General features: G+C 68.1%; 21 protein-coding genes and 2 pseudogenes. 8 read left to right on the plus strand and 15 right to left on the minus strand.

Annotated elements, in window-relative coordinates; translation table 11 throughout:
• The first annotated feature begins 5 nt into the window (after positions 1-5).
• Complete coding sequence (locus DSC_RS00535; protein WP_043290253.1) at positions 6-710, plus strand: transposase; 705 nt, start codon at positions 6-8, stop codon at positions 708-710.
• A 306-nt stretch (positions 711-1,016) separates the two neighbouring features.
• Positions 1,017-1,163 (plus strand): annotated as a pseudogene (locus DSC_RS15845) (helix-hairpin-helix domain-containing protein); the annotation flags it as partial.
• A 216-nt stretch (positions 1,164-1,379) separates the two neighbouring features.
• On the opposite strand, the gene DSC_RS15850 reads toward DSC_RS15845, so the two are convergent.
• The 3 genes from DSC_RS15850 to DSC_RS00545 form a co-directional block, all read right to left on the minus strand.
• The gene (locus DSC_RS15850; RefSeq protein ID WP_014159140.1) at positions 1,380-1,664 is read right to left on the minus strand and encodes a BrnA antitoxin family protein; all 285 of its coding nucleotides are present in this window, start codon (positions 1,662-1,664) and stop codon (positions 1,380-1,382) included.
• A complete protein-coding gene (locus tag DSC_RS00540) occupies positions 1,648-1,917 on the minus strand; it encodes a BrnT family toxin (protein ID WP_014159141.1) in 270 nt (89 codons plus the stop codon). Before DSC_RS00540 ends, DSC_RS15850 begins: the two co-directional genes overlap by 17 nt.
• 189 nt (positions 1,918-2,106) lie before the next feature.
• Complete coding sequence (locus DSC_RS00545) at positions 2,107-2,802, minus strand: transposase (protein ID WP_043290254.1); 696 nt, start codon at positions 2,800-2,802, stop codon at positions 2,107-2,109.
• Between the two features lie 214 nt (positions 2,803-3,016).
• On the opposite strand from DSC_RS00545, the gene aroD reads away from it, so the two are divergent.
• Together aroD and pcaD are read left to right on the plus strand one after the other, a co-directional pair.
• Positions 3,017-3,817, plus strand: coding sequence for a type I 3-dehydroquinate dehydratase (aroD, locus tag DSC_RS00555; protein WP_014159144.1), 801 nt, complete (start codon positions 3,017-3,019; stop codon positions 3,815-3,817).
• A 147-nt stretch (positions 3,818-3,964) separates the two neighbouring features.
• Positions 3,965-4,744 carry a 3-oxoadipate enol-lactonase gene (gene pcaD / locus DSC_RS00560; protein WP_014159145.1) on the plus strand — a complete coding sequence of 260 codons (780 nt, stop codon included), beginning with the start codon at positions 3,965-3,967 and terminating at the stop codon, positions 4,742-4,744.
• A gap of 113 nt (positions 4,745-4,857) precedes the next feature.
• Here pcaD and DSC_RS16390 read toward each other — a convergent pair whose 3' ends face one another.
• The 3 genes and pseudogenes from DSC_RS16390 to DSC_RS00570 all read right to left on the minus strand — a co-directional run bounded on the left by DSC_RS16390 (position 4,858) and on the right by DSC_RS00570 (position 6,510).
• A complete protein-coding gene (locus tag DSC_RS16390) occupies positions 4,858-5,157 on the minus strand; it encodes a BON domain-containing protein (RefSeq protein ID WP_122231072.1) in 300 nt (99 codons plus the stop codon).
• Positions 5,158-5,502: pseudogene (locus DSC_RS16395) on the minus strand (BON domain-containing protein); the annotation flags it as partial.
• Positions 5,503-5,679: 177 nt separating this feature from the next.
• Positions 5,680-6,510 carry a dimethylarginine dimethylaminohydrolase family protein gene (locus DSC_RS00570; protein ID WP_014159147.1) on the minus strand — a complete coding sequence of 277 codons (831 nt, stop codon included), beginning with the start codon at positions 6,508-6,510 and terminating at the stop codon, positions 5,680-5,682.
• 153 nt (positions 6,511-6,663) lie between these two features.
• Here DSC_RS00570 and DSC_RS00575 point away from each other — a divergent pair, with 153 nt between their 5' ends.
• The gene (locus tag DSC_RS00575) at positions 6,664-7,095 is read left to right on the plus strand and encodes an Lrp/AsnC family transcriptional regulator (RefSeq protein WP_014159148.1); all 432 of its coding nucleotides are present in this window, start codon (positions 6,664-6,666) and stop codon (positions 7,093-7,095) included.
• A 10-nt stretch (positions 7,096-7,105) separates the two neighbouring features.
• Here the strand turns inward: DSC_RS00575 and DSC_RS00580 are convergent, their stop codons facing one another.
• The 5 genes from DSC_RS00580 to DSC_RS00600 form a co-directional block, all read right to left on the minus strand.
• The gene (locus DSC_RS00580; RefSeq protein WP_014159149.1) at positions 7,106-8,695 is read right to left on the minus strand and encodes a hypothetical protein; all 1,590 of its coding nucleotides are present in this window, start codon (positions 8,693-8,695) and stop codon (positions 7,106-7,108) included.
• Entirely contained in the window at positions 8,692-9,615 is a 924-nt protein-coding gene (locus tag DSC_RS00585; RefSeq protein ID WP_014159150.1) for an ABC transporter ATP-binding protein, read from the minus strand. Before DSC_RS00585 ends, DSC_RS00580 begins: the two co-directional genes overlap by 4 nt.
• Positions 9,612-10,007: a GntR family transcriptional regulator gene (locus DSC_RS00590; protein ID WP_014159151.1), complete on the minus strand. Its 396-nt coding sequence runs from the start codon at positions 10,005-10,007 to the stop codon at positions 9,612-9,614. Before DSC_RS00590 ends, DSC_RS00585 begins: the two co-directional genes overlap by 4 nt.
• Positions 10,008-10,283: 276 nt before the next feature.
• Positions 10,284-10,991, minus strand: coding sequence for a 2OG-Fe(II) oxygenase (locus tag DSC_RS00595; RefSeq protein WP_014159152.1), 708 nt, complete (start codon positions 10,989-10,991; stop codon positions 10,284-10,286).
• 65 nt (positions 10,992-11,056) lie between these two features.
• Positions 11,057-12,097 (minus strand): class 1 fructose-bisphosphatase, encoded by a 1,041-nt coding sequence (locus tag DSC_RS00600; RefSeq protein WP_014159153.1) that lies wholly within the window; start codon positions 12,095-12,097, stop codon positions 11,057-11,059.
• 339 nt (positions 12,098-12,436) lie between these two features.
• Here DSC_RS00600 and lldD point away from each other — a divergent pair, with 339 nt between their 5' ends.
• Entirely contained in the window at positions 12,437-13,582 is a 1,146-nt protein-coding gene (gene lldD, locus DSC_RS00605; protein WP_014159154.1) for an FMN-dependent L-lactate dehydrogenase LldD, read from the plus strand.
• Between the two features lie 94 nt (positions 13,583-13,676).
• Here lldD and DSC_RS00610 read toward each other — a convergent pair whose 3' ends face one another.
• Positions 13,677-14,879 (minus strand): amino acid aminotransferase, encoded by a 1,203-nt coding sequence (locus DSC_RS00610; protein ID WP_014159155.1) that lies wholly within the window; start codon positions 14,877-14,879, stop codon positions 13,677-13,679.
• A 254-nt stretch (positions 14,880-15,133) separates the two neighbouring features.
• On the opposite strand from DSC_RS00610, the gene DSC_RS00615 reads away from it, so the two are divergent.
• On the plus strand, positions 15,134-15,337 hold the full coding sequence (locus DSC_RS00615; RefSeq protein WP_014159156.1) for a hypothetical protein: 204 nt from the start codon (positions 15,134-15,136) through the stop codon (positions 15,335-15,337).
• 43 nt (positions 15,338-15,380) lie between these two features.
• Here the strand turns inward: DSC_RS00615 and DSC_RS00620 are convergent, their stop codons facing one another.
• The 3 genes from DSC_RS00620 to adh all read right to left on the minus strand — a co-directional run bounded on the left by DSC_RS00620 (position 15,381) and on the right by adh (position 19,935).
• A complete protein-coding gene (locus DSC_RS00620; protein WP_014159157.1) occupies positions 15,381-15,752 on the minus strand; it encodes a DUF779 domain-containing protein in 372 nt (123 codons plus the stop codon).
• 36 nt (positions 15,753-15,788) lie between these two features.
• Positions 15,789-17,930: a TonB-dependent receptor family protein gene (locus DSC_RS00625; protein WP_043290260.1), complete on the minus strand. Its 2,142-nt coding sequence runs from the start codon at positions 17,928-17,930 to the stop codon at positions 15,789-15,791.
• A gap of 475 nt (positions 17,931-18,405) precedes the next feature.
• Entirely contained in the window at positions 18,406-19,935 is a 1,530-nt protein-coding gene (gene adh / locus DSC_RS00635; protein ID WP_014159159.1) for an aldehyde dehydrogenase, read from the minus strand.
• 238 nt (positions 19,936-20,173) lie between these two features.
• Between adh and DSC_RS00640 the strand changes: the two genes are divergently transcribed.
• Positions 20,174-22,093 (plus strand): sigma-54-dependent Fis family transcriptional regulator, encoded by a 1,920-nt coding sequence (locus DSC_RS00640; RefSeq protein WP_014159160.1) that lies wholly within the window; start codon positions 20,174-20,176, stop codon positions 22,091-22,093.
• Positions 22,094-22,266 lie beyond the last annotated feature (173 nt).

Below are 22,266 nucleotides of genomic sequence, written 5' to 3' on the forward strand. Positions count from 1 at the left end.
ATGCCATGGCCCGTCTCCCCCGCATTGCGCTCCCCGGGATTCCGCAGCACGTGGTGCAGCGGGGCAACAACCGGCTGCCGTGCTTCCTGGATGATCGCGACCGCCTGCGCTACCTACAGCTGCTGCGCGACGCACTGCATCGCTCCGGCTGCGCGCTGCATGCCTACGTGCTGATGGACAACCACGTGCACCTGCTGCTGACCCCGCCCACGGTACAGGCCACCGGACGGCTGATGCAACGCCTGGGCCGTCACTATGTGGCCTTGTTCAATGGCCGCCACGGCCGCACCGGGACGTTGTGGGAGGGCCGGTACAAGGCCTGCCTGATCGACAGTGAAGACCACCTGCTGCGCTGCTATCGCTATATCGAGCTCAACCCGGTGCGCGCGGCGATCACCGATGATCCGGCACGCTACCGCTGGTCAAGCTGCTTGGCCAACCTGGGCCTGCGGCCCCACTCCGCGCTGCAGCCCCATCCCAGCTTCCTCGCGCTTGGCTCGGACACCGCCACCCGCGCCAACGCCTACCGCGCCCTGCTCGACGCCGCGCTGACCCCGGAAGACCTCGCGGCTATCCGAGCAACCCTGCAACAGCAACGCGCCTTGGGCACCAGCGCCTTCCAGGCTATGGTCCAGGCCAAGACCCAACGCTTCGCCGGCGTCAGACCCGCCCACCGCCCGCGAAAGAGCGCCGCCACCGGCGATAAGTGAACCTGACCCCGTTAGTTCGCGCGATCCTCGGGCAGGCCTGGTAAAATCCATTAGCTCCCGGAAATCCCAAGAAACTTATCGCTTGGGATTTCTTAATAAATCTGAGGTTTATATGTACAAATTAGGAAGGCTTCAGTACGGATTGTCTTTGACAACATTATCTATTTTAATAGCTACAGCAAGACCAAGTGGTTGGTGGAAAGTATATGCAGCACTGGCAATACTAATGACAGTTTGGTTTTTATTTTCTATATTATCCAAGAATACTAACTGGAAGAGTTAAGAACGACGCCCCCCGCCATGAGCAGCAGGGGGCAGGACGCCAGGGCCGAGGACTGCGTCAACGCGGTCGGCGTGGACGTCAACACCGTCTCGGCCGCGCTGGTCACGCGCGTGTCGGGGTTGTCTTTGACCGTGGCCGAGAACATCGTGATCTACCGCGACCAGCACGGCCATTGAACTTGGCCGGGTTGTGCGTGGTGCCAAAACCTCAGGGACGGAGGTAATTAAGCCGCCTGCGGCTCCCGCCCTTGCCCAGCGCACGTTCCACCATCGCCTGGAAGCGCGGGTTTCCCATGAAACGCTCCTGTATGAGGTGCTTCCGCACCGCGTCTTTGTCTTTCGGAGCTGGCCTTGGCGCTTAATTACCTCCGTCCCTGAGGTTCGTGGTTACGGTGCGCGCTTGCTCAGCAAATCCGCCATCCGGGTTTGCCAGCCTGGGCCGCTTGCCTTCCAGCGTTCCAGTGTCTCGGGCGGCAGCCGCAGGGTGGTCAACGCCTTCGATGGCCGCTTCCCTGGGCCGCGTGTGCGCTTTGGTTTGAGCATCTCTGCAGCGAGTTCAGTCGGGAAAACTTCCCGCAGCACTTCTGCGGCGGGCCGCGCCCTAGCGAAGGTCTCGTTCGTCCATTCGGGGTTGTCGGTGTCGATCATCTCGGGATCAGGGCGTTTGCTCATAGCGGCGAACCTCTCGTTTGTTGGCCTTGCGTAGGCTGATGACCCGGATGCCGCCGGCGATGGGGGCGAACACCAGCATGTACAGGCGGTCGGCCAGCAGGCCCAGCGCCTGGAAGCGGCGCTCCGGGTAGTTGTGGCGCGTGTCTTCCACGATGCGCGCCGTGCTGAAATCGAACTGCGAAGCCTGATCGAACGAGATGCCGCGTTCGGCGATGTTCCGTTCGTTCTTTGCTGGGTCGAATTCAATTTCCATTATGCAAATTGTAGTAACGAAAAGTGCGGGTGTCAAGCATTTTGTTACTGCAATTTGGCAAAAGGGTGGCAAAAGGGGACGTGGCAAAAGGGGACGGAGGCAATTAAACCGCCTGTGGCCGCCTTGGCCGGCCACGTGCACGGCAAGCGGCCGGACGTCCCAGCGCACGGCAAAAGGGGACGGAGGCAATTAAACCGCCTGCGGCCCCCTTGGCCGGCCACGTGCACGGCAAGCGGCCGGGCGTCCCAGCGCACGTTCCACCATCGCCTGGAAGCGCGGATCTCCCAGGGCACGCTCCTGCATGAGGTGTTGCCGCACCGCGTCTACATCTTCCTGGGTCTGGCCCCGGCGTAGCCAGGCGCCGTATGCCTGAGCACGTGCGGCAGCATCTGCGCCCAGGCGCAGGTAGACCTCGTGCTGCGTGATCAACGGATCCGCCGCGCGACCCAAGTGGGTGAGGACACTTGACCATCGATACTCCTCTGGAAGCGCCACCATGCGGGCGCGCGTCGGGTTGCGCTCGATGTAGCGCAGCACGGTCAGCGCGTAGTGGTCGGTCTGGACCAGACAGGACTTGAAGCGCCCCTGCCACAACGTCCCACTGCGGCGGTGCCGGGTGTTGAAGGCCTGCACGTAGGACTGCCCGCTCAACCGCATGGCCGCCGAGACCACACCGCTACGGTCGGCCGAGACAAACAGATGCACGTGATTGTCCATCATCACGAAGGCATGGACCCGCATACCAAAGCGCTCACATGCCTGGCGCAGCAGATGGTGATAGTGATGCCGATCTTCGTCGTCCAGGAAGATCGCGCAGCGGTTCACGCCGCGCTGGACGACGTGCATCGGGATGCCTGGAAGCTCCAGGCGCGGCTGACGCGGCACGGGCTTACCCCACGATGAGAAAGATCCAAGCCTGCTCGTCGCAGACCGCGCATGCGATCAGACATTGCCGCAACAGCCCGTAGGATTTACGGCTTACTGTAATTACCTCCGTCCCCTTTTGCTGCGTCCCCTTTTGCTGCAACGCTGCAGTCCTCCGCTCGCCCAACCCCCGCTGGCCTGCGATGATGGCCGCTGCCAACGCTGCTGCCATGACATGACTGACGCCATCACCCTTCCCGCCGTGCGCACCATCGCCGTCAAGGGTGTGGTGATCGGCGAAGGCATGCCCAGGATCATCGTGCCGATCACCGCTGCGAGCGCGGCCGGGGCGCTGGCTCAGGCCGGGCGCATCGGGGCCAATGCCGACACCGACGTGGTCGAGTGGCGGATCGACTACCTGGACATCGCCGGCGATGCCCAGGCACTGATCGAACTGGCTCCGCAGGTTGCGGCGGCCGTCAACGGAAAGCCGGTGCTGCTGACCTTCCGCACCCGCAGCGAAGGCGGCGCCGCGGCGATCGACGATGCCGGCTACGGCAGGCTCTACGCGGCACTGATCCAGGCCGGCGCCGCCGACCTGTACGACGTGGAGATGTGCCGCGATCAAGCAGTGGTCAGGCAGATCGTGGCGGCCGCGCACGCCGCCGGTGCCTGGATCGTGATGTCCAATCATGACTTCCAGGCCACCCCCGACACCGCCGAGATCGTCTCGCGCCTGCGCAGGCAGCAGGCCCTCGGCGCGGACGTGCTGAAGATCGCGGTCATGCCGCACGACCCGGGTGATGTGCTCAAGCTGCTCGCCGCCACCTGGCAGCTGCGCCAGTCCAGCGACCGGCCGCTGCTGACCATGTCGATGGGTCCGCTCGGGGCGGTCTCGCGCCTGGCCGGGGCCACCTTCGGCCAGGCCCTGACCTTCGGCATGCTCGGCGCCGGCTCGGCGCCGGGCCAGATCGAAGTCGGCACGCTGCGCGCGATCCTCACCGCGCTGGACCATGGCGGCAGCGCGACGCCGTAGGCGAGGCGGCCGTTGCGGCGGCGCGCGCGCCTACCGCGACCGCAACAGCAAGGTTTGACGCCTTGCTTCTCGTTTCCGGCGCAGCATCGTCCAGTCCTCTGCGCTCGCGCTCAGGTGACCCTTTCGTTCTGTCAGGAGCAACCCAGCATGGCTTTTCTCGACCTGCCCACCCATCGCCTGCATTACCGCATCGACGGCGCCGAAGCTGCGCCCTGGCTGACCTTCTGCAATTCGCTGGGCGCGGACCTGTCGATGTGGGACGGCCAGGTGGCCGAACTGGCCGGTGACCTGCGCATCCTGCGCTACGACCGCCGCGGTCATGGCCGGTCCAGCGCTGCGCAAGGCCTCTACACGATCGATCAGCTCGGTGGCGACGTGCTCGCGTTGTGGCAGGCGCTGCAGATCGAGCGCACCCATTTCTGCGGGCTGTCCCTGGGCGGCCTCACCGGCCAATGGCTCGGCCTCAATGCCGCAGATCGCCTGGACAGGCTGGTGGTCTGCGCCACCGCGGCCAGGATCGGCACTGCCGAAAGCTGGGCCGAGCGCATGGCCACGGTGCGCGAAAAGGGCCTGGAGCCGCTGGTCGAAGGCACGGTGGCGCGCTGGTTCACTAAAGGTTTCAGCGACCGCCACCAAGCACAGGTCAAGGCGATCATGGACGTGTTCCTGGCAACCGCGCCGGAAGCCTACATCGGCTGCTGCAATGCGGTGGCCCAGGCCGATTTCCGCGATGCATTGCCCGGGCTCGGCGTGCCGCTGCTGGCCATTGCCGGCGACGATGACCCGACCTGCCCGCCAGCCGACCTGCAGCACATTGCCCAAACCGTTGCCGACGGCCGCTGTGCGCAGGTCCCCGGACGCCACCTGTGCAATGTCGAGTCGGCCGCCGCGTTCACCGCTGTGCTGGGGGATTTCCTGCGCGTCTGAGCCCGTGCCACGGGTCACGGGTTTCAGTCGCGCCTGTCCTGATTGGCGGCGTCGAAAAAGCGAACGGCGCCGCAAGGCGCCGTTCGCGTGCGTAACGCCTTCGCGCTTGCGCGTTACATCTTGTTGGCGACCTTCAGCTTGCTGGCGTCGACCTTCTTGACGCCCTCGATGCCCTTGGCCTCGGTCACGGCCTGATCCTTCTCGGCCTGGGTGGCCACCGTGCCGCTCAACCAGACCACGCCGTTGGTGGTCTCCACGCTGATGTCGGTGCCCGAGGTCTTGCCGCTGGCCAGCAGGTCGGCCTTGACCTTGGTGGTGATCCAGGTGTCGGTACCGGGCTGATCGGACTCGGCATCACGGTCCATGCTGCCATGCTCCATGGTGTCGTCGTGCTTCATGCCCTCGGCCGCCATCGCGCTGCTGACCTTGAGCTTGCTGGCATCGACCCTCTTGACGCCTTCGATGCCCTTGGCCTCGGTCACGGCGCGCTCCTTCTGGGCCTGGGTGGCGACCGTGCCGCTCAACCAGACCACGCCGTTCTTGGTCTCGACGCTGATGTCGGTGCCCGGGGTCTTGCCGCTGGCCAGCAGGTCGGCCTTGACCTTGGTGGTGATCCAGGTGTCGGTGCCGGGCTGATCGCTGTCGGCAGCGGCGGTCTGCGAGGTCGAGCGGTCCGCGGACTGGGCCATGGCCGGCGCGGACAGGCCCAGCGTGACCAGGATGGCGAGTGTGAGCGAAGTGCGTGTGTGGTTCATCATTGACTCCCTGTGGTCCCCATGTTTTGGGATGGCGCATCATCCCGGCACCCCTGTTCAGCGACCGTGACTCGGTGGGCGGGACGTCATCGCGGAAGCTGAACAAGGCGAACACGCACCGCTCACGCACGGCGCCGCCTGTTGTTGTTTTTGCCCCCTCTCCCCGCAAGCGGGGGCGTTTCAGGCAAGCCCCGGTTCGTCCAGGCGCAGGGTCAGGCACTTGGCCGAACCGCCGGCCTTGAGGAACTCGTCCAGCGGCGTTTCGCGCACCCGGTATCCGGCCGCTTCAAGTTGCGCGCGCAGGGCCGGGGTGGCCCGGTTGAGGATCACCACCTCGTCCAGGTTCACCGCGTTGCAGGCGAAGGCCAGGGCGTCGCGCTCGGAGACGGCGATGCGCTTGTCCTGCGGCACGCGCGCGGCGATGGCGGCCTGCGCGGCCGGGTCGAATGCGGCCGGGAAGTACAGAAGGTGGCCGCCGGAGAGCGGGCACAGGCAGGTGTCCAGGTGATAGAAGCGCGGATCGACCAGCCGCAGCGGCACCACCTCGATGCCCAGCAACGCGCCCAGCGCGTCGCCGGCGCGCGCATCGCTGCGATGGCCATGGCCGAACCACAGCCGCGGCGCGGCGCGGTCCAGCAGCGCATCGCCGGCGCCTTCGAACTCGATTCCCTCCAGTGGGCCTAGCTCGAAACGCTGGGCCGAGAACCACCGGGTGAAGTGCGATTGCTCGCCGGCGCGCTCGGCATGACGGAAGCGGCTGGGCACGGCCAGGTCGCGGTAGACCAGGCCGGCGTTGGCGGTGAACACCATGTCCGGCAGCCCGGGCACCTGTTCGATCAGTGCCACCTCGGCCACATCGGCCACCAGCTCGCGCAGGGCGTCCCACTGGCGCGCGGCGCGATCGCGGTCGGCCTGGTCGCGGTTGCCCGTCATCCAGGGGTTGATGTCGTAGTCCACCGAAAAGTGGGCGGGCGGGCACATCAGCACGCGCGGACGGGGCGAAGTGGACATGGCGGCAGCTCCGGGGAATGGCGATATGGCATGCTAGGCCGCGCGCCAGAGAGGCGGCAGTAGGCAGATCGCCATTGTTTTGCGCAAAGCTGTCATTTCGATGACAACTGCTGGCAGATCGCCAGGTACCCCACAGCAACGCCCGGACTGCCCATGGCCGATGCACTCGACGCGCTGGATCAGGATCTCATCGCCCTGTTACGGGCTGACAGTCGCACCCCGGCGGCGCTGCTGGCCAAGCAGCTCAAGGTCTCGCGCAGCACCGTGCAGAACCGCATCGCGCGGCTGCAGCGCAGCGGCCTGCTGCTGGGCTTCACCATCAGGCTGGCCAGCGAGACCGGCCTGCACGGGGTGCGCGCCATCACCCAGATCGAAGTGCGCGGCGGGTCCAGCGACAAGGTCATCGCCGCGCTGCGCCGCCTGCCCGAAGTGGTGAGCGTCTATTCCACCAACGGCCGCTGGGACCTGGTGGCCGAGGTCCGCACCGAGGATTTGGCCGGCTTCGACCAGGCCCTGCGCCGGCTGCGCGACATCGAAGGCATCGCCTCATCGGAAACCAGCCTGCTGCTGGCCGAGCAGGGCTGAGCAACCCGATTCAGCGCGTGCTGCGTCGGCGCCGCACGATGCGCAGGCCAAGCAGGACCAGGATGATGCCGGTCGCGCCAAGGCCGAAGGTCAGCAGAGCGCGATGATCGGCCACCTGCGCTGGCGCAGACATGCCCAGCACCCGCAGCAGGATCGACCCAGCCAGTGCAAGGGCGCCGATGCCCAGCAGGGTTGACGCCTGCCGGGGCAGCGGCCGTCCCACGCGCGCCTGCCAGGGTTGCTGGCGAAGGCCCAGCCGGCGGGTCAACCGGGCAAGGGCTCCCCCAGCTGCAATCAGCAGCGCGGTCCAGGCCAGCAGCATCCAGCCCGGCACCTGTCCGCGCGCGATGGCGTAATGGTTTGCCAGCAGGACCAGGGCCGCTTCCAGCCCGATCACCCAGCCCAGCACCATGCCGTGCAGGCCGCCGCGCACGCTGCACCACAGTGACAGCGTCGCGTTGACCAGCAGGCAGGCCAGACCGGTGCCCAGGAGCATGGCGAAGTACACCACCGGCGCCTGCAGCACGACCCCAAAGACGGCCATCACTGCGCAGGCGATTGCGGTGCTGATGCCCATGCGCTCCAGCAGCAGCCGGGCCAGGTCATGGGCGCGGCCCGCACCGGTGGCCTGGCCAGGCAGCAGCGCCAGTTCGTACAGACCCAACTCCGGCTTGCGGAACAGCGTCCACAGGCGCATCAGCGCACTGACCGAGACCACGGCGACCATGATCGAAGGCAGGAACAACAGAAACCTCCGGTCGCCTGTTCCCGCCTGCCCGCTGAGCGGCGCAATCAGCCACAACCCGGCCAGTGCCACCAGCCAAAGGTGGCCCAGCAGCAGGGCGCGCAGCCTGGGCTTGCCGATCGTCGGTCCCAGCGCCACACCCAGAATGGCCCGCGCGCGCTTCTGCACCGGCAGCATGAGATCGGGATGGACGTTGCCGCCAAGCCAGCCGATGGCCTGCTGCTGACGCATCTGTTCCAGGGAAAACGTCCCGGTCAGCAAGGCGATGGCGATCGGCCGCAACCATTGGCCGGCCGGCGCGCCGTGCCGGAACATGGGCCACCAGCACAGGGCGATCAGCCCGGCCAGCACCAGCGGCGTCACCAGCGCGCTGGCGTCGGTCCAGGGCGGCTGCTCGATGCCGATGTGGGCGGCGAGCTTCAGGGCAAAGCCCAGCGGGATCAGCGCTGCCATCACGATCGGCGGCACGCTGGTCAGCAGCATCGTGGCCAGGGCCACGACGGTCAGGACCCACACGCCGGGCAGGAGGCTGGCTTGGTCCAGCCAGGCCCAGGCCAGTGCCGGCAGCAGTACCGTCAGCGCCCAGGCCGGCAGCAGCAGGGTGGCCAGGGTGCGCCAGGTGCGCGGCAGCAGCATGCGATGCATCTGCCAGACCGTGCCCAGCAGGTGGCCGCTCATCAGCATCCACCAGAATGCAATGCCGATGCTGCTGAGCAGCAACCGGGGCATGTGCGCCGGCGGATCAAGGCAGGCGGCGCCGAGGTTGAACGCCAGCCACAACCCGTGCACCAGCCAGGTGCCGGCGTGGCGGCTGACCAGCACGACGGCCGGCAGGGTGAGGGTGCGCGCGCTCACCCTGCGATCTCCACGAACAGATCTTCCAGACCCAGGTGTTGCTGGCGCACGCCCGGGTGCTCGGCCAGTTGCCGTGCAGTGTGGCCGTCATCGACCAGGACCAGGCTGGACACGCCCCCAGGTTGTAGGTGGCGCGCAAGTTCGCCCGGCAGTGGCGCGGGCAGCTGGTCGGCCACCTGCGCCGGCACGTGAACACGGATGATGTCCTCCTTGGCCGCGTCGATGTCGGTGTGCAGCAGCAGCCTGCCTTGGTGCAGGAAGGCCACGTGCGAGGCCACCCGCTCCAGGTCCGAGACGATGTGGGTGGAGAACAGCACCGTGCCGCCTTCCTCGCCGGCCTGGGCGGCGATTTCGCGCAGCAATTGGCGGCGCGCGACCGGGTCCAGCGCGGAAGCCGGTTCGTCCAGGACCAGCAGCGCCGGCCGCGGCGCCAGGGCGCGGACGATGGCCAGGCGCTGGCTCTCCCCTGGCGAAAGTTTGGACAACACCTTGTCCGGGCGGATGTCCCAGCGTGCCAGCAGGGCTTCGGCATGGGCCTGGTCCCAGCCGCTGTAGAGCTGGGACAGGAAACGCATCAGCTGGCGTGGGGTCATCCACTGGAAGGCGAGCGGCTGCTGGGGCACGTAGCCCAGGCGCTGCTTGGCCGCGTCATTCATGCGCAGCGACGGTTGGCCGAACACGAACGCCTGGCCCGCGTCGGGTTCGGCCAGGCCCAGCAGCAGGTTGAGCAGGGTGGACTTGCCGGCGCCGTTGCGGCCGATCAGGCCCAGCACGGTGCCTGGGGCCAGCTGCAGCGACAGGTCCTGCAGCACCTGCTGACGGCCGTAGCGCTTGGACAGGCCTTCGGCGCGCAGTGGCACCTGCGCCTCGGCGGTGGAAACGATGTCGGTGAGGTGCAGCGATCCAGCGGCGGTGTTCATGCTTGAGACTCCTGGTTGAGCAGCGATCGCAGGCGAGCCAGGACGGCCTCATCCGGCAGTTCGAGTTGACGGGCGTGGTGGGCCACGGTTTGCAGCGCCGGCTCCAGCAGCGCCAGGCGCGAGGCCGGCGAGCGTGCGCTGCGGTCCTGGGCGGCGACGGCCATGCCCTTGCCGCGCTGGCGCACCAGCACGCCCTCGGCCTCCAGCAGGCTGTAGGCCTTGGAAACGGTCATGGGATTGATCGCGTGGAACGCGGCCACCTCACGGACCGAAGGCAGCGTCTGGCCGGCCGGCAGCTGACCGGCGCTGGCCAGCCGGCGCAGCTGGTCGACGATCTGCCGATAGATCGGCACGGCCGAAGTGGGTTGAATCGAGAGCAGCGATGCGTCCATGTGTATCAATACTCTAATACACGTGGCGCTGTGTCAAGTGGCAAGCCGGCGCTCGGCGGTCGAAGGTGCGCCCATTCCACTGTCACCAAGCCGCGATCGCCCAGGGCAGATGCAAGCACCCGCACGCCACCGGCAAGCGCCCGACGCCGCAGCTCGCCCGAGATGATCAGAACTCCACAAACGACTGCCAACTGCGCATGGTCGGCGCCACCTCGGCTTGCCGTCACCGCCACGGCGAGCCGCCTCCACGCCTGCTCCTGGAGCAGCCCCCGCCGATCAGCCCGAGCCGTACAACTTCGCCGCCGGCTGGAACAGCACCCAGCTGGTGGCGATGTACTTGTCGCCGCCCTGTGGGCGGTTGCCGCGGTGGGTGTGGGTGAAGGCGGCCGGGGCGATCAGCAGGCTGCCGGTGCGCGGGGCGATGCTGCGCCGCTGGTGGAAGAACTCGGTCTGGCCGGCCTGAAAGTCGTCGTTGAGGTACAGCGTCCACAGCAGGTGGCGGTGCAGGGTCTCGGCCTGGCCGTCCTTCGGGTACAACTCGCAGTGCCAGTACGGATAACCGCCTTCGCCGGCGCGGTAGCGCTGCAGGTTGATGCGTCCGGGCCGGAACACGGTCATCAGCAGGTGCGAGAGGGTCGCATCGTCCATCGATTCGAGGTCTTCGTAGACGATGCGTCGCGCGCTGCCGCCGGCGGGCGTGTACTGCAGCATGACCGGCGCGATCAGCGCGAACGGATAGGTCCGCAGGTACTGCTTGAGACCGTGGAAGACCGCCTGGTTGAGCATCTGCTCGACGTCGGACCAGCCTGCGCGGCCGCTGATGGCGATGTCGCTGGAGCGCTTGAGGTCGGGAAAGTGGCCGCCGCCGACCCGGCCCGGGGCCTCCTGGCCGCTGGCTTCGAAGCGCTCGATGATCGCCGCGCAGGCCGCCGGGTCGAGCGCCTCGGGGATCACGGCGATGAAGTCCTGCTGGTGCGCATGCATGGCCGCCACGATACCAGTGGCCCCGCACCATCGGCGTCAGACCGGCCTGGCCTGGCCCGGAAGCGTCAGCTTGGCACCCCGGGCGACGCCGATAGGGACGCGTCGGCGGGCTGGAAGTAGCGCTCGGCCGCCTGGACCTCGCCGCGCGAGCCCAGGAACACCGGCACGCGCTGGTGCAGCCCCTGCGGCGCGATGTCCAGGATGCGCGCGCGGCCGGTGCTGGCCAGGCCGCCGGCCTGTTCGACCAGCAGGCCCATCGGGTTGGCCTCGTACATCAGGCGCAGCTTGCCGGCCTTGGACGGGTCCTTGTTGTCCCACGGATACATGAAGATGCCGCCGCGGGTCAGGATGCGGTGCACGTCGGCCACCATCGAGGCGATCCAGCGCATGTTGAAGTCCTTGCCGCGCGGGCCGTCCCGGCCGGCCAGCAGGTCGGCCACGTAGGCCTGCATCTGCGGTTCCCAGTGGCGCTGGTTGGACATGTTGACCGCAAATTCGGCGGTTTCCGCCGGGATCTGCATGTTGGCCTGGGTCAGCACGAACAGGCCCTGCTCGCGGTCCAGGGTGAAGGCGTGGGTGCCATGGCCGGTGGTCAGCACCAGCATGGTCTGCGGCCCGTAGATGCAGTAGCCGGCCGCGACCTGGGCGTGGCCCGGCTGCAGGAAGTGTTCGTCGCGCGGGTCCTGCACGCCCTGCGGCGGGCAGCGCAGCACCGAGAAGATGGTGCCGACCGAGACGTTGACGTCGATGTTGGAGCTGCCGTCGAGCGGATCGAACAGCAGCAGGAAATCGCCCTTGGGGTATTCGGCCGGGACCGGCTGGCAGTGGTCCATTTCCTCCGAGGCGCACGCGGCCAGGTGGCCGCCCCAGGCATTGGCTTCCAGCAGGATGTCGTTGCTGATCACGTCCAGCTTCTTCTGCACCTCGCCCTGGATGTTGCCGGTGCCGGCCTCGCCCAGGACCCCGCCCAGTGCACCCTTGCCCACGGCAATGGAGATGGTGGTGCAGGCGCGCACGACCACCGAGATGAGCTGGCGCAGCTCGGCGCTGATGCGCCCGTGGCGCTGTTCTTCAACCAGGTAACGGGTCAGGGTGACAGGCTGCATCGGCGACGGTGCCTCGTGACGGGGGGGAGGCCCGCATTGTCGCCGCAATCGCATGACCAGGCGATGTGCGGCCCATGAAGGGGGCCAGGCACCGCTGCTGGCTTTGCCATCGCGCCAACCAGGGCGTGTGCCGGGCCATGCCGGCAAGGTCGGCACGCACGGCCATGGACCAAAGTTGCTTTGCCAAAACCGGCGCACCGGGCGTGCAATGGGCGCCTGCACGCCCTGGCGCTGGCCGCGTAGCGCATCGGCGCGTTGCCCATGCCGCCTGCGCGCGCCGGATGAAGACCAGGCCTGGCACCTGGCTGCTCGGTGCCTTCCCACTGCCGTTGAGACGCCATGATCATTTCCGCCTCCACCGATTACCGCGCCGCCGCGCAACGCCGGCTGCCGCCGTTCCTGTTCCACTACATCGATGGCGGCGCCTACGCCGAGCACACCCTGCGCCACAACGTCTCGGACCTGGCGGACATCGCCCTGCGCCAGCGCGTGCTCACGGACATGTCGGCGCTGGACCTGCGCACCCAGCTGTTCGGTGAAACGCTGTCGATGCCGGTGGTGCTGGCGCCGGTGGGCCTGACCGGGATGTACGCCCGGCGCGGCGAGGTGCAGGCCGCGCGCGCGGCGGCCTCGCGCGGGATCCCCTTCACCCTGTCGACCGTGTCGGTGTGCCCGATCGAGGAAGTGGCCCCGGCCATCGAGAGGCCGATGTGGTTCCAGCTGTACGTGCTCAAGGATCGCGGCTTCATGCGCCATGCGCTGGAGCGCGCACAGGCCGCCGGCGTGACCACCCTGGTGTTCACCGTGGACATGCCCACGCCGGGGGCGCGCTATCGCGACGCGCACTCGGGCATGAGTGGGCCGAATGCCTCCATGCGGCGCATGTGGCAGGCGGCGACCCATCCGCGCTGGGCCTGGGAGGTGGGCCTGCACGGCAGGCCGCACGACCTGGGCAACGTGTCGGCCTACCTGGGCAAACCGACCGGGCTGGCCGACTACATCGGCTGGCTGGGGGCGAACTTCGATCCGTCCATTTCGTGGAAGGACCTGGAGTGGATCCGCGCGTTCTGGAAAGGTCCGATGCTCATCAAGGGCATCCTGGATCCGGACGATGCGCGCGATGCGGTGCGCTTGGGCGCCGATGGCATCGTGGTCTCCAACCACGGCGGCCGCCAGCTGGACGGCGTGCTGTCCACCGCGCGCGCGCTGCCGGCCATCGCCGATGCGGTCAAGGGCCAGATCAGGATTCTGGCCGACTCGGGCATCCGCAGCGGCCTGGACGTGGTGCGCATGCTCGCCCTGGGCGCCGATGCGGTGCTGCTGGGCCGGGCCTGGGTCTATGCGCTGGCCACCGCCGGCCAGGCCGGGGTGGCCCAGCTGCTGGACCTGATCGAAAAGGAAATGCGCGTGGCGATGGTCCTGACCGGCTCGCGCACCATCGCCGATATCGGCCCGCACACGCTGGTGCCGCGCAGCGCCGTCTGAGCCCGGGTGTGGGAGCGGCCACGGCGGCGATCAAGCCTTCCCAGGCCCCCATCGCCGCCGTGGCGGCTCCCACGCAGCGGCGGGCGGCAGCCTCTCAGCCCTTGACCACCGCGGCGATCGCCTTGGCCACCCGCTCCAGGTTGCCCGCGTTGAGCGCGGCCACGCAGATGCGGCCGGAGCTGATGGCGTAGATGGCGTGCTCTTCGCGCAGGCGCTCCACCTGCGGCTTGGTCAGGCCCGAGTAGCTGAACATGCCCGCCTGCCGGGCGATGAAGCTGAAATCGCCGGCGCCGGCGTCGGCCAATTTCTGCACCAGGCCGGCGCGCAGCGCATGGATGCGCTCGCGCATGGCGGTCAGCTCGGTTTCCCAGTCGGCGCGCAGCTCGGCGTTGTTGAGCACGCCGGCCACCAGCGCCGCACCGTGGCTGGACGGGCTGGAGTAGATGGTGCGGATGATGCGCTTGACGTGCGACTGCACGGCCTTGGCCTGCGCGGCGGTGGCGGCCACGATCGACAGCGCGCCCACCCGCTCGCCATACAGCGAGAACGACTTGGAGTAGGAGCTGGCGACGATGAAGTCGCTGATGCCGGCATCGACCATGACCTGGATCGCGGCCGCGTCTTCGCGAATGCCCCTGTCGAACCCCTGGTAGGCCATGTCGATGAACGGGAACAACTCGCCATCCTTCAACACCTGCGCCACCTGCTTCCACTGGGCCACGGTCAGGTCGGCCCCGGTCGGGTTGTGGCAGCACGCGTGCAGCAGCACCGTGGTCCTGGGCTTGAGCGCCTTCAGGTCGGCCAGCATGCCGGCAAAATCCACGCCGTGGGTGCCGGCATCGAAGTAGCTGTACTCGCCGACCTCGAAACCGGCGGCCTCGAACACGGCGCGGTGGTTTTCCCACGAAGGCTTGCTCAGGGCCACGGTGGCGTGCGGCAGCAGCTTGCGCAGCAGCTCGGCGCCCACCCGCAGCGCACCGCTGCCGCCCACGGTCTGGGTGGTGGCCACGCGGCCGGCGGCCAGCAGGGCCGAACCCTGGCCGAACAGCAGTTCGCCGGTGGCCTGGGTGTAGGCGGGCAGGCCGTCGATCGGCAGGTAGCCGCGCGGCCTGGCTTCCAGCGCCAGCGCCTGTTCGACCTTGGCCACCGCCCTGAGCAGCGGGATGCGGCCGGACTCGTCGTAATAGATGCCCACGCCCAGGTTGACCTTGCCCGGGCGGGTGTCGTGGTTGTAAGCCTCGGTCAGGCCCAGGATGGGATCGCCCGGAACCTGTTCAACGGATGCAAAGGAAGACACGGCGTGACTCGATGAGGGAGAAAGGAAGGGCGCGCCCCAGGCCGCTGGCGCGCGGCGAAAAGCGGCGGGAAAAATGGGCCGCAATCTTAACAGGCGCAGGCGCTGGAGACCCGGCGTTGGCGGGGCCTTCGGCGCTCGGCAGATGGTTGCAGGCGACAACGTTCAGCCCGTCGCCACTGGCGCGGGCCGATGCTGTTGTTGCATGGCGGCGGCCCCAGACTGCCGCTTCCACCGTGGCCACAAGGGGAACACCGATGGACACCGCCAACCTGATCTGGGGCATGTTGTTTGGCGCCATCGGCGGCGGCTATCTGGTCTATGGCCTGCGCCAGAAGCTGCTGGTGCCGGCGCTGTGCGGATTGGCGCTGGGGCTGTTGGGCTGGTGGGTGGACGCGGCGTGGCTGACGCTGAGCATCGGGATCGTGCTGATGGCAGTGCCGTATTTTTTCCGGTTTTGATGTGGCCGGCCGGCGCTGACCCAGGCCCGGCGCACGCGCACCGCTACACCTTGCCCTGCGCCTGCAACGCCGCGAACTCCTCGTCGGTGAACAGCCGCGAGCGCACCAGGAAGCGCACCCCTTCGCCGTTTTCCAGCGAAAACATCCCGCCCCGCCCCGGCACCACGTCGATGATCAGCTGGGTGTGCTTCCAGTATTCGAACTGCGGGGCGCTGATGTAGAACGGCGCGCCGCCGATTTCGCCCAGCTGCACGTCGCGGTCGCCGACGATGAAGTCATCGGTGGGAAAGCACATCGGCGAGGAGCCGTCGCAACAGCCGCCGGATTGATGGAACAGGACCGGTCCGTGGCGTGCGCGCAGCTTCTCGATCAGCTGCAGGGCGGGGAGGGTGGCGATGACCTGACGGGTGTCCATGGTGATCTCCTGGTTCGATGGATTGCACGATCGGGCTCAGCTGCCGTCGCCGCCCCAGGTCCAGCGGGCACCGGCCATCACTCCGCGGCCCGGGCCGGGTTCGTAGTAGCGGCCATTGCCTTCGTTGACGATGACCGAACCGATGTACTCCTGGTCCAGCAGGTTGTCCACGCGCACAAAGCCGGTGAGTGCGCCGTGGGGGAAGTCCCAGCGGTGGCCGGCCTCCAGGTTGGCCAGGAAGTAGCCCGGCGAGGATGCGCTGCCCTGGTCGTTGACCGTGACATCGCCCACGCCTGCGCCTTCCAGGCGGGCGTTCCAGGCGCCGTGGCGCCAGCCCAGGGTGGCGCTGAGCTGGTTGCGCGCGGTACCGGGGATGCGGGTGCCGGCGGCCACCAGGGTGGCCGGGTCGGTGCAGCCGCTGCCGGTGCAGATCGGGAAGCTGTCGCGGAAGACCGCGTCCAGGTAGGTGTAGGCCACCTCCAGCGACCAGTCCTGGGCCAGTGGCAGGCCGGCGGCCAGTTCCACCCCCTGGCGACGGGCGCGGCCGACATTGCGGTAGCTGCTGCGGCCGCCGACGTTGCGGGCCACGGCCAGTTCGTCGTCGGTGTTGGCCTGGAACAGCGCCAGCTCGGCATGTGCGCCGGACCGGGCGCGCCACTTGGCGCCCAGCTCGTAGTTGCGGCTGACCGAGGGCTTGAGATCGAAGGCCAGCCCGGCGCCGCCGTCGGCGCGGTAGCCGATTTCGTTGAAGGTCGGCGTCTCGAAGCCACGCCCGGCCGACAGGTACAGGCGCAGGTCGTCGCCGGCGGCAAACACCAGCCCGGCCACCGGCGTGGTCTGCGAATACTCCCTGGCGCCGCTGTCGTCGGGGTTGGCGCCGACGATGTACAGGTCATGCGAGTCGAAGCGCACCTGGCTGTGGCGCGCGCCCAGCAGCAGCGACCAGCGCGGCACCAATTGCCAATAGGCCTGCGCGTACTGGTCGAAGTTTTCCACCGTGTCGCGCTGGTTGCGGCGCAGCCGGCCGCGCACGCCCAGCACATCGCCGACGAAGTTCTCATGGCCGGTGCGGTGCTGGCGCTGGCGCTCGAAGTTGCTGCCGGCGGTGAATTCCAGCGGCCGGCCAGCCAGTTCCCCGTCCCACGACCAGCGCCCGTCGGCGCCGCCGTAGTCGCTGTCCAGGTCGATCACCGCGCCATTCTGCAGCGGGTTGCCTTGCGCGGCGATCGGAATGGACAGGTACTGCACGACCTTGCGATTGCCGCCCCAGGCGCTGACATGCAGCTTCTGGTGCGCGCCGAAGGCAAGCGTGTACAGCGCCCCCAGCTGGTTCTGCTGGACCGACTTGCGGGTGTTGTACTCGGTGGCCTGCGCCGTGGCCTGGGTGCGGTCTTCCTGCACCTGCGCCCAGGTCAGGCCCAGCGGATCCTGCGCATCGGACTGAAAGCCGTTGCCGACCAGAGCCAGGGTGCCGGCGTTCCCCAGGTCGAAGGTGAACCGGGCGTTGGCCGAGTTGCGGTCGGCCGCGCTGTGGTCGCGGTAACCGTCGGTCATGAAGCGCTGCACCGCCACGTTGTAGCCCGCCGGCCCGGAGCTGCCACGCACACGCGCCCCGGCGGTCCAGCTGTCGTCGCGGCCATAGGTGCTCTGCACGGTCAGTTCCTGGTCCTGCGTTGGCGCGGCGCTCCACAGCTGGATCACCCCGCCGGCGGAGTTGCCGTACAGCGCCGAGAACGGCCCGCGCAGCACTTCCACCCGCGCGCCGCCGAGCAGGTTGAAGTGCGAGAGCTGGCCCTGGCCGTCGGGCATGGTCGCCGGGATGCCATCGGAATACAGGCGGATGCCGCGCACCCCGAAGGTCGCGCGCGCACCGGCGCCGCGGATGGAGATCTGCGTGTCCTGGGCGTAGTTCTGGCGGTCGCGCGCAAGCAGGCCGGGCACACCGCCCAGCTCATCGGACAGGTTGACCTCGTTGTGGCCACTTTCGCCCAGGTCCACGGTGGTGACCGAGGCCGGGACATCGAAGGCGGGCACGCGCTCGAGCCGGGTGGTCACCAGCACCCGCTCCAGGGTGAGCGGATCGGCCGAGGGCGGGACTTCATCGGCCCGGGCCGGCGCGCTGGTCAGCATGACGGCCAGGCAGGCCGCCTGCAGCAAGGGGATACGCGGGGAATTCATGGAGGGACAGTCTTCGTCTGCGGGGGTTGCGGCTGGAGCGCCAACGCGCGTGGCCAGTGCGGACGGAACAAGCGCCGGCCGCGCGCCCAGATGCTACGACTTTGCTCGCGCCGCTGATGTCAGCGCAGCCCCGCAAAGATGCACATGCATCCACTGGCGCTGCAATGCACTGCGTTGACCGGAGGTGGAATGCTGGAACAAGGCGATCCGCCGACCGAACTCCAGCGTCCATGTCCACGCTGATGCTGCCCAAGGCTTCCGAACGCGTCCGGCTGCCTTCCAGCGCCAGCATCACGACCCGGTGGTTTGCCAGGACGCACCGAGGGTGAGCTTGGCGTTGGACTTCAGGCCGCCGGTGGCCAGGATGTCCTCACGGTTGCCGCTGATGCCGTCGTTGGCGCCAGTTTCACTTTCTCGGTGATGCCCAAGGCAGTCGCACCCCGACGAGAAGGTGCGACCGCCGGCAACAACCCGATCAGAAGAACCCGAGCTTCTTCGGCGAGTAGCTCACCAGCAGGTTCTTGGTCTGCTGGTAATGGTCGAGCATCATCTTGTGGTTCTCGCGGCCGATGCCCGACTGCTTGTAGCCACCGAAGGCGGCATGCGCCGGATAGGCGTGGTAGCAGTTGGTCCACACCCGCCCGGCCTGGATCGCGCGGCCCATGCGGTACAGGCGCGAGGCATCGCGGCTCCACACGCCGGCGCCCAGGCCATAGAGCGTGTCGTTGGCGATGGCCACCGCCTCGGCCTCGTCCTTGAAGGTGGTCACCGAGACCACCGGGCCGAAGATCTCCTCCTGGAACACGCGCATCTTGTTGTGGCCCTTGAACACGGTCGGCTTGACGTAGAAGCCGCCGGCCAGATCGCCCTCGAGCTTGTTCTGCTCACCGCCGATCAGCACCTGGGCGCCTTCCTGCTTGCCGATGTCGATGTAGGACAGGATCTTTTCCAGCTGCTCGCCGGAGGCCTGCGCGCCGACCATGGTGTTGGGGTCCAGCGGATTGCCCTGCTTGATCGCCGCCACCCGGGCCAGCGCCTTCTCCATGAACCTGTCGTAGATCGACTCCTGGATCAATGCACGCGAGGGGCAGGTGCAGACCTCACCCTGGTTGAAGGCGAACAGCACGAAGCCTTCCACCGCCTTGTCCAGGAAATCGTCATCCTCGGCCATCACGTCGGCAAAGAAGACATTGGGCGACTTGCCGCCCAGCTCCAGGGTCACCGGGATCAGGTTCTGGCTGGCGTACTGCATGATCAGCCGACCGGTGGTGGTCTCGCCGGTGAAGGCGATCTTGGCGATGCGCGGGTTGCTGGCCAGCGGCTTGCCGGCTTCCAGGCCGAAGCCGTTGACGATGTTGAGCACCCCGGCCGGGAGCAGGTCGCCGATGACTTCCATCAGCACCAGGATCGAGGCCGGGGTCTGTTCGGCAGGCTTCATCACCACACAGTTGCCGGCGGCCAGGGCCGGGGCCAGCTTCCAGCACGCCATCAGCAGCGGGAAGTTCCACGGGATGATCTGGCCGACCACGCCCAGCGGCTCGTGGAAGTGGTAGGCCACCGTGTCCTTGTCGATCTGCGAGATGCCGCCTTCCTGGGCGCGGATCGCGCCGGCGAAGTAGCGGAAATGATCGGCGCACAGCGGCACGTCGGCGTTGAGGGTCTCGCGGATCGGCTTGCCGTTGTCCCAGGTCTCGGCGTAGGCCAGCAGCTCCAGGTTCTGTTCGATGCGGTCGGCGATCCTGAGCAGGATGTTGCTGCGCTCGGTGGCCGAGGTTTCGCCCCAGGCGGTCTTGGCGGCATGGGCGGCATCCAGCGCCGCCTCGATGTCGTCCTTGCCCGAGCGCGGGATCTGGGTGAAGACCTTGCCGGTGATCGGGGTGATGTTGTCGAAATATTCACCGCCCTTGGGCTCGACCCACTTGCCGCCGATGAAGTTGGCGTAGCGCGGCTTGAAGATGGACTGCGGGTCGGTGGACAGCGGCTTGGTGCTGGTGACGGCATTCATTGCTTGTCTCCTGGTGCGGATGTGTTGGTGCACGTGTAAGTCTGCGATGGCGCGCATGACCCGTGCCAGAAACTCCATGCTGCATCGCGTCACCTGCCGATCGCAGGCCATCGCACGTTTGCCAACTGAAACCTGTTGCGGCGCATCATCGCTTCCCATTGCCAAGCGCCTCACGCTGTGATGTTTATTGACACAGCACACTGTTGCGCTGTCGCAGGTTGCGACACCTGGAGGGCACATGGCACAGCAGCAAACCCTGTCGGACCGGCATCTGGGCCTGGCCCGACGCGCATTCTTCGAACACGGCGGCGCGCCGGTGGGCAAGGTGCCCGAGACCATCCTGCGCTCGTGGGTGCGCTGCCAGCGCCAGGGCCTGGCCGCCGAGCAAGCCCCGCACATCGAGCCGGTTCCGGCCGCGCGCCTGCAGGAAATGCGCGAGCGCCACGAGAAACTCTGGCGCCTGGCGCGCGCCGAACTGGAACTGCTGTCTTCGGATGCGGCCGCCACCGGCAGCATCGTCATCCTTACCGACGAGGACGGCTGGATCCTGGATGCCGAGGGCAGCGCCAGTTTCCTGGACCGCGCCGGCCGGGTGGCGCTGATGCCGGGCGCGTGCTGGAGCGAGGCGCAGGTCGGCACCAATGCCATCGGCACCGCGATCGTGGAAGGCCGCTCGGTGGTGGTCCATGGCGGCGAGCATTACCTGACCCCGCACGGGATCCTGAGCTGTTCGGCCTGCCCGATCTTCGACCCGTACGGGCTGCCGGTGGGCGTGCTGGACATTTCCGGCGATTCCAACGTGCAGCACATGCACGCGCTGGGATTGGCGCGACTGGCGGTGGCCAACATCGAGCATCGTTACTTCGATGAGGGCATTCCCGACGCGGAGCTGCTGCGCCTGCACCGCGATCCGGCGCTGCTGGGGACCGCGCGTGAAGGGCTGCTGGCCTTCCGCAGCGGCCGCCTGGTCGCGGCCAACCAGGCCGGGCTGCAGTTGTTCGGCCTGGACCGCAGCGAGCTGGGACGCGCCCCGTACGCGGCCCTGTTTGAAGATGCACTGGGCAAGTTGCGCGACGACGGGGTGCTGCTGGACCGCCAGGGCCGGGCGCTGTATGGCCGGGTGGACGACGGCCAGGCACGCCCCAGGCGCCCGGCCGCGCGGCCGCCGATCACCGTCTCGGCCGCGCTCACCCCGCAGCCGGCCGACGCGCCGCTGTTCGACCCGGTCCAGGAAGCCGACCTGGTCCGCGCCTGCCGGGTGCTCGATGCCGGCCTGTCGGTGCTGGTGCAGGGCCAGACCGGGACCGGCAAGGAAGTGTTCGCCCGCGAACTGCACCGACGCTGTGCGCGCGCCGGCAAGCCGTTCGTGGCGGTCAACTGCGCGGCCCTGCCCGAAGGCCTGATCGAAGCCGAACTGTTCGGCTATGAGGACGGCGCCTTCACCGGTGCGCGCAAGAACGGCAACCCGGGCCTGCTGCGCCAGGCCGATGGCGGGGTGCTGTTCCTGGACGAGATCGGCGACATGCCGCTGGCCCTGCAGCCGCGCCTGCTGCGGGTGCTGCAGGAGCGCGAGCTGTCACCGTTGGGCGGCGGCAAGCCGATCAAGCTGGATTTCGCCCTGGTCTGCGCGACCCACCGCGAGATGCAACAGGCCATGGGCGAGGGCCGCTTCCGCCCCGACCTGTACTACCGCATCGCCCACCACACCGTGCACATCGCCCCGCTCAGCGCCAATGCCGATCGTGCTGCCGTGGTGGATGCGCTGTGGCAGCGCCTGGGCCAGGGCCGCAGGCTCACCGAGCAGGCCAGGCAGCAGCTGGCCGACTACAGCTGGCCGGGCAACCTGCGCCAGCTCGGTGCCTGCCTGCGCACCCTGGTGGCGTTGAGCGAACCCGGCGCGCTGGTCGGCGTCGAACTGCTGCCGGCCTACCTGCACGACCTGCGCCCGGCAGCCAGCCGCGCGCAAACGCCGGCCAATCCCATGCTGGCCAGTCCCGCAGCGTCGGCTTCACCGCTGGAGGCGCTGGCCGAGGCGGCCATGCGCCAGGCCCTGGCCGAATGCGATGGCAACGTCAGCCGCGCCGCACGCAAGCTGGGCATCAGCCGCAGCACCCTGTACCGCCGCCTGGGCCAGGACCTGCACGGCAAGCCGCATTAGCCTGACCGCTTGCGCCCGGCCGCCTGCGTGCAGTGTGCATGCCCCCTCTCCCCCGCAAGCGGGGGAGAGGGCTGGGGTGAGGGGGAGGCGCACGGCGCCGGGAACGCCACGCAGCCGATGGGCCAGCCGCCATTGGACCTGCCCCGGCCACCGTGGCCGGGCAGGCACTCCCA

It is taken from the genome of Pseudoxanthomonas spadix BD-a59 (genome assembly GCF_000233915.3).
Lineage (GTDB): Bacteria > Pseudomonadota > Gammaproteobacteria > Xanthomonadales > Xanthomonadaceae > Pseudoxanthomonas_A > Pseudoxanthomonas_A spadix.

Coding starts and splice junctions, on each gene's coding strand:
- DSC_RS00535 (WP_043290253.1), top strand. CDS start 6: ATGGCCCGTCTCCCCCGCATTGCGCTCCCCGGGATTCCGCAGCACGTG.
- DSC_RS15850 (WP_014159140.1), bottom strand. CDS start 1,664: ATGAGCAAACGCCCTGATCCCGAGATGATCGACACCGACAACCCCGAA.
- DSC_RS00540 (WP_014159141.1), bottom strand. CDS start 1,917: ATGGAAATTGAATTCGACCCAGCAAAGAACGAACGGAACATCGCCGAA.
- aroD (WP_014159144.1), top strand. CDS start 3,017: ATGACTGACGCCATCACCCTTCCCGCCGTGCGCACCATCGCCGTCAAG.
- pcaD (WP_014159145.1), top strand. CDS start 3,965: ATGGCTTTTCTCGACCTGCCCACCCATCGCCTGCATTACCGCATCGAC.
- DSC_RS16390 (WP_122231072.1), bottom strand. CDS start 5,157: ATGGCGGCCGAGGGCATGAAGCACGACGACACCATGGAGCATGGCAGC.
- DSC_RS00570 (WP_014159147.1), bottom strand. CDS start 6,510: ATGTCCACTTCGCCCCGTCCGCGCGTGCTGATGTGCCCGCCCGCCCAC.
- DSC_RS00575 (WP_014159148.1), top strand. CDS start 6,664: ATGGCCGATGCACTCGACGCGCTGGATCAGGATCTCATCGCCCTGTTA.
- DSC_RS00585 (WP_014159150.1), bottom strand. CDS start 9,615: ATGAACACCGCCGCTGGATCGCTGCACCTCACCGACATCGTTTCCACC.
- DSC_RS00590 (WP_014159151.1), bottom strand. CDS start 10,007: ATGGACGCATCGCTGCTCTCGATTCAACCCACTTCGGCCGTGCCGATC.
- DSC_RS00595 (WP_014159152.1), bottom strand. CDS start 10,991: ATGCATGCGCACCAGCAGGACTTCATCGCCGTGATCCCCGAGGCGCTC.
- DSC_RS00600 (WP_014159153.1), bottom strand. CDS start 12,097: ATGCAGCCTGTCACCCTGACCCGTTACCTGGTTGAAGAACAGCGCCAC.
- lldD (WP_014159154.1), top strand. CDS start 12,437: ATGATCATTTCCGCCTCCACCGATTACCGCGCCGCCGCGCAACGCCGG.
- DSC_RS00615 (WP_014159156.1), top strand. CDS start 15,134: ATGGACACCGCCAACCTGATCTGGGGCATGTTGTTTGGCGCCATCGGC.
- DSC_RS00620 (WP_014159157.1), bottom strand. CDS start 15,752: ATGGACACCCGTCAGGTCATCGCCACCCTCCCCGCCCTGCAGCTGATC.
- DSC_RS00625 (WP_043290260.1), bottom strand. CDS start 17,930: ATGAATTCCCCGCGTATCCCCTTGCTGCAGGCGGCCTGCCTGGCCGTC.
- adh (WP_014159159.1), bottom strand. CDS start 19,935: ATGAATGCCGTCACCAGCACCAAGCCGCTGTCCACCGACCCGCAGTCC.
- DSC_RS00640 (WP_014159160.1), top strand. CDS start 20,174: ATGGCACAGCAGCAAACCCTGTCGGACCGGCATCTGGGCCTGGCCCGA.